General features: G+C 66.3%; 14 protein-coding genes. 3 read left to right on the top strand and 11 right to left on the bottom strand.

What is annotated here, in order from left to right; all coding sequences use genetic code 11:
* Positions 1 to 38: 38 nt before the first annotated feature.
* From QZ951_RS09050 to gloB, 10 genes are all read right to left on the bottom strand, one after another.
* Positions 39 to 1,013, bottom strand: coding sequence for a hypothetical protein (locus QZ951_RS09050; RefSeq protein ID WP_293000220.1), 975 nt, complete (start codon positions 1,011 to 1,013; stop codon positions 39 to 41).
* Positions 1,010 to 1,528, bottom strand: a complete 519-nt coding sequence (locus QZ951_RS09045) for a biopolymer transporter ExbD (protein WP_293000219.1) — start codon at positions 1,526 to 1,528, stop codon at positions 1,010 to 1,012. The genes QZ951_RS09050 and QZ951_RS09045 overlap by 4 nt, the downstream gene beginning before the upstream one ends.
* Complete coding sequence (locus QZ951_RS09040) at positions 1,525 to 2,037, bottom strand: biopolymer transporter ExbD (RefSeq protein WP_293000218.1); 513 nt, start codon at positions 2,035 to 2,037, stop codon at positions 1,525 to 1,527. The genes QZ951_RS09045 and QZ951_RS09040 overlap by 4 nt, the downstream gene beginning before the upstream one ends.
* 43 nt (positions 2,038 to 2,080) lie before the next feature.
* Positions 2,081 to 2,713 (bottom strand): MotA/TolQ/ExbB proton channel family protein, encoded by a 633-nt coding sequence (locus QZ951_RS09035; RefSeq protein WP_293000217.1) that lies wholly within the window; start codon positions 2,711 to 2,713, stop codon positions 2,081 to 2,083.
* A gap of 72 nt (positions 2,714 to 2,785) precedes the next feature.
* A complete protein-coding gene (locus QZ951_RS09030) occupies positions 2,786 to 3,205 on the bottom strand; it encodes a hypothetical protein (protein WP_293000216.1) in 420 nt (139 codons plus the stop codon).
* Positions 3,202 to 3,897 (bottom strand): tetratricopeptide repeat protein, encoded by a 696-nt coding sequence (locus QZ951_RS09025; RefSeq protein WP_293000215.1) that lies wholly within the window; start codon positions 3,895 to 3,897, stop codon positions 3,202 to 3,204. Before QZ951_RS09025 ends, QZ951_RS09030 begins: the two co-directional genes overlap by 4 nt.
* A gap of 7 nt (positions 3,898 to 3,904) precedes the next feature.
* Positions 3,905 to 6,733 carry a tetratricopeptide repeat protein gene (locus QZ951_RS09020; protein WP_293000291.1) on the bottom strand — a complete coding sequence of 943 codons (2,829 nt, stop codon included), beginning with the start codon at positions 6,731 to 6,733 and terminating at the stop codon, positions 3,905 to 3,907.
* Positions 6,733 to 8,544, bottom strand: a complete 1,812-nt coding sequence (locus QZ951_RS09015; RefSeq protein ID WP_293000214.1) for a tetratricopeptide repeat protein — start codon at positions 8,542 to 8,544, stop codon at positions 6,733 to 6,735. Before QZ951_RS09015 ends, QZ951_RS09020 begins: the two co-directional genes overlap by 1 nt.
* A gap of 53 nt (positions 8,545 to 8,597) precedes the next feature.
* The gene (locus tag QZ951_RS09010; RefSeq protein WP_293000213.1) at positions 8,598 to 9,119 is read right to left on the bottom strand and encodes a hypothetical protein; all 522 of its coding nucleotides are present in this window, start codon (positions 9,117 to 9,119) and stop codon (positions 8,598 to 8,600) included.
* 117 nt (positions 9,120 to 9,236) lie between these two features.
* Positions 9,237 to 10,037 carry a hydroxyacylglutathione hydrolase gene (gene gloB, locus QZ951_RS09005; protein WP_366943852.1) on the bottom strand — a complete coding sequence of 267 codons (801 nt, stop codon included), beginning with the start codon at positions 10,035 to 10,037 and terminating at the stop codon, positions 9,237 to 9,239.
* Positions 10,038 to 10,077: 40 nt separating this feature from the next.
* Here gloB and QZ951_RS09000 point away from each other — a divergent pair, with 40 nt between their 5' ends.
* The 3 genes from QZ951_RS09000 to dnaQ are packed head-to-tail and all read left to right on the top strand — an operon-like array spanning position 10,078 to position 12,067.
* A complete protein-coding gene (locus tag QZ951_RS09000) occupies positions 10,078 to 10,863 on the top strand; it encodes a methyltransferase domain-containing protein (protein ID WP_293000211.1) in 786 nt (261 codons plus the stop codon).
* Positions 10,860 to 11,336: a ribonuclease HI gene (rnhA, locus tag QZ951_RS08995; protein WP_293000210.1), complete on the top strand. Its 477-nt coding sequence runs from the start codon at positions 10,860 to 10,862 to the stop codon at positions 11,334 to 11,336. The genes QZ951_RS09000 and rnhA overlap by 4 nt, the downstream gene beginning before the upstream one ends.
* Complete coding sequence (dnaQ, locus tag QZ951_RS08990; protein WP_293000209.1) at positions 11,333 to 12,067, top strand: DNA polymerase III subunit epsilon; 735 nt, start codon at positions 11,333 to 11,335, stop codon at positions 12,065 to 12,067. Before rnhA ends, dnaQ begins: the two co-directional genes overlap by 4 nt.
* An 89-nt stretch (positions 12,068 to 12,156) precedes the next feature.
* Here the strand turns inward: dnaQ and QZ951_RS08985 are convergent, their stop codons facing one another.
* Entirely contained in the window at positions 12,157 to 12,699 is a 543-nt protein-coding gene (locus tag QZ951_RS08985) for a fasciclin domain-containing protein (protein ID WP_293000208.1), read from the bottom strand.
* Positions 12,700 to 12,835 lie beyond the last annotated feature (136 nt).

Here is a 12,835-nt window from a genome sequence, read left to right as displayed (position 1 = left end):
CTCGTTCTTGCTGTTCTTGTGGGGTGCCGCGCTGCAACTTACTGCGGAATGAAGTAGATCGGGTAATCGGTGGTGTACACCGGCACGTTCTTGGCGCCGAAATTCAGCAGCTTCGCCCGCTGGACGATCTTGTTCTCGAAGTCCGGCTCGTTGTACGTGCTCGACACCAGGGTGCACGAGGTCACGGAGCCATCGGGGGCGATCACCAGCTTGATCCGGATGGTGCCGCGCGCGATGTTCGGATTCTCGCGCGAAAACCGGTTGAAGATCGCGTAGAACGGGCCGGCATTCTTGTCGAAGGTCAGCTTGATCTCGTTGAGCGTGCGGCCACTCGGCGGCGGCCCGCTGCCTTTGGGACCCGTGTTGCCGGTGGCCAGAGGACTCTTGACCGTGCCGGTGCGCCGACTGCCGACGCCACTGCCGCTCTGGGTCGACGTCACATCGCCGCTGCCGGCGCTGCCGATGCCGCCGCTGCTGGACGAGGCCGAAGCGGCGATCGCGTCGGCCGACGCGCCACTCGCGGCGCCAATGCCACCCTTCGACGTGATGGCCGACGTATTCAGCGGCTGATCGTTGGTCGCCGTCGACAGGCTCTGGTCGCGCAGCGTGCTCAGTTCCTTCGACAGCGCCAGCAGGCCGGACTTGGCCGCGACATCGCGGGCGGTTTCGACCGGCTTGGTCGGTGCCGGCGGCTTCTCGACCGGCTTGACCTGCGGCTTTTCCGGCGCCTTGGCCTGCTTCGGCGGCTCCGGATCATTGCGCTCGGCTGGAGCCGGCGTTTCCGGTTCCGGCGTGACTTCGCCGGCATCCGGCAACAGTTCCACGTACTGCGAGGTGTCGAACTGCGGCGTGGCCGAAACCGCGACATCGCCCTGGAACACGCGGCTCAAGATGACCAGCACGATGGCCGGAATGCCGACGTACAGGACGATGCAGCGGAAGCGACGGTCGGCTTCCTCGCTGAGCTGCCACGATTCCCAGCGGATCGTGTGATCGAACAGGCGGGCGTTCATCGAGCCGCTCCCTTGGCCAGCGAGCGATGGTTCACCGACAGCGAGATTCGCGCGAACTTCGCTTCGCCGCAGGTGGACATGATCTTTTTCAGCAGGGCATACGGGATGCCCTTGTCGGCGAGGATGTTGATCTCGCCCCGGGTCAGGGCCCCCGGCGCGCCGCCTTGAATCGAGACCAGCGGCGCCAGCAGCAGCTGCGCCTTCAACGGCGCCAGGACATTGCCGGCGCTGGCCTCGGCATCGGCCAGACTCATCACGGGCGTGCCCTGCCACAGGATGCCTTCCGGGGTCACCGTCAGCACCGGCGTGTCGTTCGGCGGCTGGCTGGTGGCCGACAGCGGCAAGGTCAGCGACTTCGGACTGCGCAGGGTCTGCACCGTCGTCGACGTCAGCATCAGGAAGATCAGCAGTGATGTGAAGATGTCGATCATCGGCACGAGGTTCAAGCCGACCGAATCCGGTCGCTCGGCCTTGCGCAGGATTCGCTTGCGCTTGGCACCGCTCCGCAGGCTCATGGCGTCACCTTCGCAGCATTGGCCGGCGCATCACCGAGCGAGATCAGTGGAAACAGCTCGACCGTCTGGGAACCGGTGGCAGTCAGATCGACGCGGACTGCGTCCATCGCCGACACCAGCACCTCATACGAAATGCCCGGCTCGGACAGCAGCGTGATCTTGGTTTCGCCCGGCAGTCGCTTCTTGGTTTCGCGCATCAGGTCGGCGAGGCCCGGGAAGTTGTAGGCGCCGTTCGCCGACGGCACGGACTTCACGATGAAGCCGTTGTCGGTCAACGTCAGGTCGTCCTTGCGGATCAGCACCGCAAGGTTGTGGGCTGGCGGTTCGGCCGACGAGGCATTCGCATCCGGCAGGTTGATGCCCAGGATCGAGACGCCGATCGAGTTCACCAGCAGGAAGAACATCAGCACGGTCAGGATGTCGATCATCGACACCAGATTGAGTTCGGTGCTGCGCTTGCGCTTGACGCGGCGCAGTGCGCGCCGCGTTTCGCGGGAAATTCCCTGCATCATCGGCTGATCGCCTTCAAGGTTCCGGGGGACCCGCAGGCCATTACTTCTTCAGGCCGAGACTGTTCAGGAACTTGACCGACGCCATTTCGAGGCTGTCGACCAGTTCGTCGGTCTTGGTCACGAGCCAGGCGTGAATCAGCAGCAGCGGGATCGCCGTCATCAGGCCGAACGCGGTGCAGTTCATCGCGATGGCAACGGCGGACGACAGCTGGTCCTGCTTCTGCGCCGGGTTGACGCCGGACACCGCTTCGAAGCCATTGATCAGGCCGATGATGGTGCCGAGAAGGCCGAGCAGCGTGGCGACGTTCGCGAACGTGGCGAGGTAATGGGTGCGGCGCTCGAGCTGCGGCGTGACTTCCATCAGGCTTTCTTCCATCGCCAGCTCGACGTCTTCGCGCGAGGTCGCGCCGCGCGAACGGGCGAGGCCATAGCCCAGCACGCGGCCGATGGCGGTGGTGGACTTCGAGGCCACGTTTTCGGCTTCGTCGTGCTTGCCGGCGTTGACCAGCGGCATCAGCGTCGACCAGACCTCGCGGTTCTCGGCCAGCGCCCGGCGCAGATACAGCACGCGCTCGATGGTGATGGCCAGACCGAGCACCAGCACGGCCAGGATCGGGTACATGAACTCACCGCCGGCCTGGAAGAAGCGGATGACGGTGGAAAAGAACTCCATGGGGATTCCTCGTTTGCAGGTTGCGGTGACGAAAGGGGACAGCGGAAGACGCGGACAGCTGGAAGCGTTCGATCAGGGGGCCGGTGCCGCATCCGGCGCAGCGGCAGGCGGTGCGGCCGGTGCCACCGCTTCGCTGGCCTGCTGCTGGCCGCGCCGGTAGGCGGTGATCGTTTCGTAATACTTGATCTGGCGGCGGAACGTCGCCGGATCGATCGGCTCCATGGCTTCATCGAGCAGACGAGCAGGCCGGTCGAGGCCGCGTTCGGCGAACTCGTCCTTCCACGGCGTGATGTACAGACCGATCGGCGACTCGGTGTCGCCGATGATCGTCGTGCCTGGATCGGCGGGGGTGCTGACCGTCTCGTCCGCCGGCTTGGCTGGCGAAGCCGCGGCCTTGGCCGGCTTGGCTGCGGCAGGCTTGCCCTGTGCCTGAACCGCGGCGTTTGGCAGTGCGATCAACGCGGCGAGGATGGCGATTCGGATCGGCATCATGGCGTGGCTCCAGCGGCAGGTGCGGGGGCAGCGGTCGGCGCCGCAGCCGGGGCGGGCGGCGGGACCTGGGATTCCAGATCGCGGATCCACGCGGCCACGATCAGACGTTCGCCATTGGTGATCCGCTGGTATTCGCGATAGTGCGTCAGCGCCGTCTGCGGACGACGGAGGTAGACGTCGTTCAGGATGCCGAGGTTCAGGTGAGCGGCGGCGTAGTCAGGCTTGATTGCGAGCGCCGATGTGTAAGCGGCCTCGGCTTTCGGGAAGTCGTTGCCTTCGCGGTACAGCGTGCCGAGCCAGTTCCACGCCAGCGCGTTTTGCGGGTTCAGGCGCGTCGCCTTCTCGAAGTTGGCGATCGCGAGCTGCGGCTGCTTCGCCTGTGCCTGGACGATGGCGAGGTCGGCGAACGGTCCGGAAAACTCCGGGAAGTCCTTGGCCAGGTTGAAGAACGCCTCGCGCGCTTCCTTCGACTGTCGATCCTTCAGCAGCTTCAACGCCGCCTTGAAGCGTTCGTCGGGATCGCCTTTCGACGGCGCGGCCGGCTTCTGGACCGCGACCGGCGGGCTTGGCTCGGCCTTCGGTGCTGCCGGCTTGCTCGCCGGCGCCTGGCAACCGGCCAGCACCGCGGCAGCCACGACGGTCAGCAGCCAGCGACTGGCTGCCGGATGACGCGAAGCGATTGGAAAGCGCATCGTTGGCTCAGCGCAGCGTGTCATAGGATTCCTCGCGGCTTTCGCGCTTGCCGTACTTGGCTGGCGCCAGTTCGCCCAGTGCCTTGGCACTCTTCGCGATCGATGCATTCCACAGGTCCTGCTTGACGCGCTTCAGGTTGGCTTCGTGGGCTTCGATCGCCTTCTGGTCGAACGGATCGGCCTGTTCCTCGAGCAGGATGTTGTACTGCTCCAGTTCATCGGCCTTCAGATTCTTCGGGCGCTCGGAGTCGAGCAGCGCGCGGCTGAAATCGCGATAGACATTGCCGAGTTCGTAGGTCGCCGCCGTCGTGGTGTCGGCATAGCCGTAAGCGGCGGCACGGGTCAGCGCCTGCACCGCAAGTTCGGTTGCGCCCTTGCGAGCCGGCAGACTCTTTTCGACCGGCAGGGTCAGCTTGATGTTGCGGGCATCGGCCGTCGCGATCAGCGCGAGTTCCAGGCTGGCCTGGGCGGCGGCGAGCTTGCTCACTTCGCTGCGGCCGGCACCGGCGTTGTTGTCGGCCGTGACCAGGTCGCGCAGCCAGTACTGGTAGCGGGCGCGGTCGTTGGTTTCCTTCGCGAGATCGGCCAGGCGCCGGCGTCCGGCGACACTGCGGTCCAGGGGCTGCGGGAAGTTCGTGACATAGAACTCGTAGGCACGCGCCATCGCCGGGCGATCCTTGGCCTGATCGAACAGCGTGGCCGCGAGCCACGCCGATTCGCGCCGGGTATCGACCGATTCCGAGGCCCGATTGGCGATGCGCGAATAGGCCGCCGCGGCCTGCGCCGGCTTGTTGTCCTTCTGGTAGGCCGCAGCCAGTTTCTTGTCGACATCGGCCAGCAGCGGGTTGGCCGGATAGCGCGTGCGGAAGGCTTCGAGTGTTGCCGTGGCAAGCGGCCAGTCCTCGAGCGACAGGTAGGCACTGGCGGCGTCGTAATCGGCATTCGGTCGGATGGCAGCATCCGGAACCGTGCTGCCGACACGCAGGAAGGCCTCGGCGGCGGCGCGCAGGTTGCCGGCATCGCGCGCGGCTTCACCCTGCTTGTAGATCGATGCGGCCAGCTGTTCGACCACCAGCTTCCGCTCCGGCGCGGTCGGCGCCAGCAGCTTCAGCAGCGTGCCGTAGGCGACTTCCGCTTCCGGATACTTGCCCTGTGCGTAACGGGAGTCGGCCACGACGCCGAAGGCGATCTTGCGCTCGTCGGCGGAGGCCGGCGGCGTGCGCGCGATCAGGCGTTCGGAGACGGCAATGGCTTCGTCCAGTGCCTTGATTTCGTAGAGATCCTGCGCGGCACGAGTGACATCGAGCGTCCACTGCGGATGTGCCGGGAACGTATCGGCGAGCTTCAGGCTGGCATCGATCGAGCGACGCAGCGCCGCCGGACGATCCGCCGCCGGCACTTCCTTCGCCAGCTTCTGCAGCGACTGCACGGCGGCATGTGCGGCCTCGGTCGCCTTCGGATGTTCGCCGTAGCCATAGGCGGTCTTCAGGTACTGCTCGGCGGCATCCGAGGTCTTGCCGCCATCGAGCAGCGCATCGGCGTACAGGAGATTCACTTCCGCGACCTTCGGATCGGCCGGGAAGTTGACCAGAACCTTGTTGTACCAGCCGGCGGCTGCGAGGAAATCGGCCTGCGCCGCCGGACGGTTGCCGGCCTGGGCACGCGCCTGATAATGGCGGCCGAGGTCCTCGAAGCTCTTGCGCAGTTCGGTCAGCACCTCGGGCGTCGGCTGCCGGCCGGCCCAGTACGCGGCCGATGGCTCGTAGGCGGTGACGTAGCGTTCCTTCTCGCGAATGACGTTGTCGTTGAAGCCGCCCTGATCGTAGGCGCCGATCACGCGGGTCTGGAACTTCGGCGCGCTGGGATGCTGCGGATAGCGCTCGATGAACGCGGCGTAGCTCGCCGCGGCATCGCTGAAGCGACGCTTCTCGGCGAACAGGCCGCCGAGCGCGTTGTAGATCAGCGCGTAGAAGCGTGGCTCGCCGCCGTTGCGCTTGAAGGTGTCGTTGATGGCCGAACCGCCGCCCTGCGCCGCGAACGACAGGCTGCAGACGCGCAGGCTCGAAGCCGCAAGATCGGCCTTGTTCTTGTCGACGGCCGCCAGCGCCGCATCCGGATCCTCGAGCTCGCCCGGCGGCAGTTCGCGATCGAGGATCGAGAAGAACACCGGCAGCGCCGTGTCGTACTTCGCCTGCTTGAACAGTGTCCAGCCGTACTTGTACTGCGCGGACTCGAAGAAGCTCGCCGTGTTGCCGAGGCCGAGCACGAACTCGTATTCCTTCTCGGCTTCCGCATAGCGGCCGAGGTTGTACAGCAGCTCGGCATTGCGGAAGCGGGCATCGCCGATCAGTGCGGAGGTCGGATACTCGTCGGACAGCTTGCGCAGCGTGGCGATCGCGTTGTCGGTCTGGCCGCTGTTCTCGTAAGCCCGGGCAAGCCGGTACAGCAGGCGGTCATTGTTCCTGTCGCCCGGGCGCTCGGCGATCAGCTGCCGATAGGTCTCGATCGAGCCGGTCAGCGCCTTGCCATCGGCATTCCCCTTGCTGTCCTCGACCTGCACCTGAAGGTCGGCGAGGCGGCGCAGTGCTTCCACGCGGGTGTCGTCGTCCGGCTTCAGCTTCAGCAGTTCGCGGTAGTTCGCGAGCGCCTTGTCCGGATCCGGCGCCAGCGGCTCGGAGCGGATGATCGGCAGCTTGTCCTGCGACGGTGCCGATTGCTTGGTCAGCGTCTTGATCGACGGAGTTGCCTTCTGGTCGACCGTGGTCGCGCAGCTGGCAAGAAACAACGCGGCAACCGAAACGGTCAGCGGCAGTCTGAGTCGGGCGTCCGGCCGCATCACTGAGTGTCTCCCTTGAGGTTGCGGTCGTAGATTCGGGCCAGCGCGAAGCGGGCTTCGATCAGATACTTCTCGGTCGTCCGGCGCTGTTCGGCAAGATCATCGAGCGCGAGCTTTTCGATCAGCTTGGCCTGCTGATCGGCAGCGGCCGAGACCTTCGGACGAACGGCAGCAATCCGATCCTCGATCTTCTGCAGGCGCTCGAAGATCCCGTCGAAAGCCGTCGGTGGCGGCGTCTCCGAGGTCTGCAGCGCAACGGCAGATTCCGGCGTCGGCGCCGGCGTGGCCGGTGCATCCGGCACCGTCAGATCCTCGGCCGCCTTCAGCTCGACCGGCGGGGTTGCCACCACCGGCAGGTCGGCGGCGTCATCGGCCGCGCCACGCTCCAGCTGGCGCGTGACCAGCACGTCGGCCGGCACGGCGGGCTGTTCGCGCTTGGCGTAGGACGCCTGCAGTTCGTCGATGCGCGCCGACCAGGCTTCGAGATTGCGCCGCATCAGCAGGCTGTCGCGATAGTTCTTCAGCGGTTCCTGGAAGCGGTTCTCGGAGATCAGCGTCTGCAGGAAATCGGTTTCCTGCGCGTCCGGCAGATCCTTCAGCTCCCAGGTCCAGCCGGATTCGGCGTCAGCCGTGCGCCGGACCATGGTCGTGATCATGCGGCCGCTGCGGACGTAGGTCGCGGTTTCGTCGATGCGCTTGCGACCGGATTCCAGCGCTTCGATCGCGCGCTCGTAGAACTCCTGCGCCTGGATGTGCGCGCCCAGACGGTCCAGCGTGTACGGAATCGCGAGCAGGCCTTCCTGCACGGCGGGGTCGCGCGGGTCACGGCTGACCAGTTCGATCCACGGCACCAGCGCACGCTTCAGCGCCGCTTCCTCTTCCTGCGAGGCCTTGCTCAGGCGGAACGATCGGAGACCGGCACGGCGGTAGATGTCGTCGTCGAGGAACCCCGGCCGCAAGAGCACGCCGATGGTCGAGAACGACTTGAAGGCATTCAGCTCGTTCGGCACTTCGTCGCCGACGGCCTGCTTCTTCTGGCGATTGCCGGTTGGCGCCAGATAGGCCCAGCCCAGGCCGAGCAGCGCCCGGTTCGACAGCGGCCCGTCGCTGCGGATGCGTTCGAACACCGGCACCGCGGTTCCGCCCTGCTGCTGACGCAGGAAGTGGTAACCCAGCGCGAGGTTCGCCTTGTCGCGAATCGCGAGGTCGTCGTCGTCCTTCGCCGCCATCTGGCCGATGCGGTCCAGCACGTTGATGCCCTGCGGCGCCTTGCTGTCGTTGATCAGCGCGACACCCAAGTTGAACCGCGTATAGGCGCGCTGCGGGCCGGCATCCTTGATTTCCAGCAGCACCTGCGCGGCGTCTGCGTAGCGACCCTGTGCGAGCAGCGCACGGCCGAGCGTGTCCTGCCATTCGAGGATCGCGGCCTTCGGCAGACCCGGACGCAGCGCGTTCAGGTCCTGGATCGCTTCGTCGTAATGGCCGCGCTGGTACAGGAATTCGGCGACGCGAATGCGGGCGCGGGCGAGCGCGACCGGATCGGTCGAATTGGCGCCGAGTTCCCGGTAGATGGTGTCGGCGCGCTGCTGCATGCCGAACGACAGCGTCGCCTCGGCCAGTCGCCGGTAGAACGCCGGTGCCAGCTGGCGATCGGGCTGTTCGCCGAGCTGCTGCAGCAATTCCGCGGCGGCGCTGAAATAACGTTGGTCGCCGATCAGGAAATCCGCTGACCGGACATGGGGATCGTTGTCGCTGCCCGGCACGTACAGATCGACGGCCTGCGCGCTGCCGGCCGCCACGAGGGCTGCCAAGGCGGCGGTGACAAGCCGTTTGACCGAGCCGGTCCCGGCGCGCGTTGGTGCGATCACTGAGCCGTTCTCCAGTCGCGCAGCTTGATCACGGGGACCTTGCCGTAGCCCTCGACGGCGATCAGCACTTCGAGATCGCTGGGCTTCGTGGTCTTTTCGAACACCGCTTCGTAACGGCCGCGAAACGGCGGCGTGTTCGGCTGGGCATCGGCATAGCGGGCGGAGAATTCGGCGCGGATGCGGTGTGCGCCCGGTGCCGCGTTCAGGCGCACGGCGCGGTACAGCCCCTTGCGCTGCAGGGCGATGGCTTCCAGCGTGTCGAACTTGCGCTGCGTCGGGGTTCCGTCATCGACGGTGATCGTCAGATCCTCGATCAGCAGGCCCTGCGCCTTGACGCCAGCGTAGATCGTCACGCGCGTTGCATCCGGATACAGGAATGCCGCCTCGGTGCTGAGCGCCCGCTGGTTGATGTCGAGTACTTCCGCCTTGAGCTCCTGGATGACCCGATCCAGTTCCTGCGATCCGGGATCGACCGGTTCCACCGCGGCTGCATGGGCCAGACCCGGCAGGCATGCCATCAGTGCGCACCGCATCAAGCGGTTCGACGGGGTAAAAACCATTTTGGTCCGGGGGCGGAAACGAGGAGGGCGCGAGTCTAGCAAATGGCCTGCGGACGACGGAAACCGACGTTCAGTTCACCGGACGCGTGGTCGATGTCCGTCTTTCCAACGGCGCAAGGCACCAAAAATCTCGATCGGATTCCCCAACTTTTGGCTGGCCTCCTCGCCAGCCTGCGCGACGACCGCGGCAGTCACCTCGGCGCTGCGCGCCCGGAGGAACGGATTCAGCCGGCGCTCGTGCGCGATCGTGCTCGGCACGCTCGGGACCCCGGCTGCCCGCAGTGCCTGAACGCGAGCCATTTCTTCGGCCAGCGCAAGGTTGTGGGGCTCGACCGTGGTCGCGAAGTCGAGATTCGACAGCGTGTACTCGTGAGCGCAGTAGACCGCCGTCTCCGGCGGCAGCGCGGCGAGGCGGTCGAGCGACTCGAGCATCTGCGCCGGCGTACCTTCGAACAGCCGGCCGCAGCCGCCGACGAACAGCGTGTCGCCGCAGAACAGCAGACGCTGCGTCGGCTCGAAGTAGGCGATGTGGCCGAGCGTGTGACCGGGCACCGCGATGACCTGCAGCGTGATGCCGAGCGCGTCGAGCCGCACCTCGTCATGGTCATCGAGCAGATGCTGCAAGCCCTTGATCTTGCTGCTTTCAGCGCGCGGTCCGTAGACCGCAGCGCCGGTTTCCGCAGCCAGCGCCAGCAGTCCGCCGATGTGGTCGGGGTGATGGTGCGTGATCAGGATGGCGGCCAGCCGAAGGCCACGGGCGGCGAGGCCGGCGCGAACCACCTCGGCATCGCCCGGGTCGACCACGGCGGCATGGCCACCGGCATCGAGCAGCCACAGGTAGTTGTCGGTAAACGCGGGCAGGGCAGTGACGGTTATCATGGCGGCATCCTGTCCACGCTCGTGCGGTGCGTCAACCATGCCCAACCGACTTGCGGTCAGCGGCGGTCAGCCGTTCGATCGCCAGGCCCTGCAAGCCTGGCTCACCAGCCCGCGCGGCAAGCGCCTGCTGGACCTCGAAAATCAGGAACTTCAGCGGGTGCTGCCGTCGTTGTTCGGGCGCCACATCCTGCAGATCGGCAACTGGGGTGGCCAGAGCCTGCTGGCATCCGCCGACATGCTGCACCGGGCCGTGCTCGGCACGCTCGATGACAATATCGGCGACACGCAGGCCGTGACCCAGCTGGAGTCGCTGCCGATCCTGAGCCAGAGCGTCGATGCCGTGCTGCTGCCGCATACGCTGGAGTTCACGCCGTCGCCGCACAACCTGCTGCGCGAGGTCGATCGCATCCTCACCGATCGCGGCCGGTTGATGGTGCTGGGCTTCAACCCGTGGAGCCTGTGGGGCCTGCGCCGCGTGCTCGGCCTCGGCTATCGCGCCTTCCCGCCGGGCGCCCGCTTCCACGCGACCGGCCGCCTCGGCGACTGGCTGGAACTGCTTGATTTCGAGATCAGCGAAGTTCGCCGCTTCGGCGTGGGCTTTCCGTGGAACCGGCCGCGCAGCGCCGGCGCGCCGTTCGATCTCGGCAGCCTGACCATGCCGCTGATGGAGTGCTACCTGATCGTCGCGAAGAAGCGCGTGATCCCGATGTCGCTGGTCACGCGCCTGCCGCGCGCCCAGGTGCGGCAGCTCGTCGGCCGCGCGCTGGGCGGCGTGGCCACCACTCCGGGTCCGACGCCGGACCTCAAGACCCCGGCTGAATGAAAGAAGTCATCGCGTACACCGACGGCGCCTGCCGCGGCAATCCGGGCCCCGGCGGTTGGGGCGTCTCACTGAAATACGGCAATCACATCAAGGAGTTGTGCGGCGGTGAAGCGCCGACGACGAATAATCGCATGGAGCTGATGGCGGCGATCTCGGCGCTGGAGAGCCTGCGCGAGGCCTGCGCCGTCAAGCTGCATACCGATTCCAAGTACGTGCTGCAGGGCCTGACCGAATGGCTGCCCGGCTGGAAGAAGCGCGGCTGGAAGACGGCCGACAAGAAGCCGGTCAAGAATCAGGATCTGTGGCAGCGCCTCGATGCCGCCGCGGCCCGGCACACGATCGACTGGTGCTGGGTCAAGGGCCATTCCGGTGATCCGGGCAACGAGCGCGCGGACCGTCTGGCTAATGAAGGGCTGGAAAAGCATCTGGCAGCGCCGGCAACGCCAGCCGCGCCGTCCGGAGCCCCGGCATGAGCGACCTGCGCCAGATCGTGTTCGATACCGAGACCACCGGCATCGAGAACAGCGAGCACCGGGTGATCGAGATCGGCTGCGTGGAGCTGCGCAACCGCCGCTTCACCGGTGACCAGCGCTGGTACCTGAACCCGGACCGCGACAGCGACCCGGGCGCGCTGGAAGTGCACGGCCTGACCACGGCGTTCCTGGCCGACAAGCCGCGCTTCGGCCAGTTGGCGGACGAGATCATCCAGTATCTGCGCGGTGCCGAGCTGATCATCCACAACGCTGCGTTCGATGTCGGGTTCATGGATCGCGAGTTTGAACGTGCCGGGCGGCCGGAACGGATCGCCACGCTGTGCACCGTGACCGACACGCTGCGCATCGCCAAGCGTCTGCATCCGGGCCAGAAGGCGAGCCTGGACGCGCTGTGCAAGCGCTACGGCGTCGACAACTCGCATCGCGAACTGCACGGTGCGCTGCTCGACGCGCGGCTGCTCGCGGAGGTCTATCTGGCGATGACTGGCGGCCAGTCGGCGCTCGGGCTGGTCGACGAGTCGTCGGCAGGAACCGCTGCGGCCAGTGCACGCCTCGGCATCGTGTCGTCCGACAACAGCCAGCCGCTGCGCGTGATCCGTGCCAGCGATGACGAGATCGCGGCGCATCTCGATCGCCTCAAGACGCTGGTCAAGAAGAGCGGCAAGTCGCTGTGGCCGGGCGAACTGCCGGATCCGCCCGCCGTTCACTAGGGCACCGGTCAGGGCCGGCAACCGCAGGATCGCCGCCTGAAACGAAAACGGGCGGCCCGAAGGCCGCCCGTCCTGTGCCGCGTGAAGGCTTACTTCGGCAACAGCACCTTGTCGACCACGTGGATCACGCCGTTCGACTGGTAGACATCGGCAATCGTGACCTTGCCCTTGCCGCCGTTCTCGTCGGTGATGATGACGTCCTTGCCCTCGATCGACGCGCTGAGCTTGCCGCCGGCCACCGTGGTCAGCGAAGCCTTGCCGCCGCCGGCCTTGATCGCAGCCACCACGGCCGTCGAGTCGAGCTTTCCGGCAACCACGTGGTACGTGAGGACGCCGCTGAGCTTGGCCTTGTTCTCCGGCTTCAGCAGCGTTTCCACGGTGCCGGCCGGCAGGGCGGCGAATGCGGCGTTGGTCGGCGCAAACACCGTGAACGGGCCTTTGCCTTTCAGGGTTTCAACCAGACCGGCCGCCTTCACGGCGGTGACCAGCGTGGTGTGGTCTTTCGAGTTCACGGCGTTGTCGATGATGTCCTTGGTCGGGGACATCGGCGCGCCGCCGACGATCGGATCAGCAGCAAAAGCGGACATCGACAGCATCAACGATGCCGCCGACAGCAGTACGAGCTTCTTCATGGGAGTATCTCCGGGATGGTTTCACGCTCTAGCGAAGGCGGGGGCCAGCGCTGTGTCATGGACACATCCGGGATTACGCGTCGCGTCGGCGATTGGACGCGCTAAATCCATGAATCTTTTGTGACTTTTGCATTTT

The organism is Nevskia sp. (genome assembly GCF_021732705.1).
Taxonomy (GTDB): domain Bacteria; phylum Pseudomonadota; class Gammaproteobacteria; order Nevskiales; family Nevskiaceae; genus Nevskia.
Note: the sequence above shows the minus strand (reverse complement) of the source record. Positions and strands in the feature narration are given on the sequence as shown.